Genomic DNA, 798 nt, shown 5'->3' on the forward strand with positions numbered 1-798 from the left:
TCAGCTTTATTCCTTGCATCAGACGCTAGCGATGTATTTAGGAGGAGGAGCTAGCTATGAAGGTGGCGAATGGAGGGCTCCGGAATTCAAGGTTTCACAATTCAATTCTGATGGTAGTTCGTCAGAAAAGAAGATCTATCATGATGTAGCAGGAGCTTTTGATGGTGTCAGTGATGGTATGACGAGTATCAACGAGCGTATTCATGATGTTGAGAAGAATGTGGCGAGCAATGGTTTGAATTGGAATGAAGAAGAAGGCGCGTATGATGCGAAGCATGATGGTAAGTCGAGTAAGATTACGAATGTATTGGATGGTAAGATAGAAGAAGGCTCGCAAGAAGTTGTTAATGGTGGTCAGCTTTGGAGTACGAATGAGAGGGTAAAAGAGGTTGAAGACAAAGTAGATACGATAGATCAACATGTGAAAGATATTGAAGTAGCCGTAACGGATGGCGTTGTTTCCTATGACAAAGATAGTGATGGGAAAAAGACCAATAGCATTACGTTAGTAGGAGGCAATGACAGCGAACCTGTTATGATAGACAATGTAGCGGCAGGCAAGATTGAAGCAGGTTCTCAGCAAGCTGTTAATGGTGGTCAGTTGCATGATTATACTGAAGAGCAGATGAAGATAGTTCTTGAAGATGCCAATAAGTATACGGATGAGAAAGTTAGTGGTCTTGTCAATGATGCTGTTAACGAGTCGAAATCCTATACGGATATAAAGTTTGAGACATTGAATTATGCTATTCAGGATGTTCGGAAAGAAGCAAGACAAGCTGCTGCTATTGGTCTAGC

At 41.7% G+C, this 798-nt stretch carries 1 pseudogene; it reads left to right on the top strand.

Annotation, left to right across the window (positions count from 1 at the left end):
* A pseudogene (locus ACFIMA_RS09820) lies at window positions 1-798 on the top strand (hypothetical protein); the annotation flags it as partial.

Origin of the sequence: Bartonella sp. AP88HLJMH, assembly GCF_042195605.1 — a bacterium.
Classification (GTDB): Bacteria; Pseudomonadota; Alphaproteobacteria; order Rhizobiales; family Rhizobiaceae; genus Bartonella.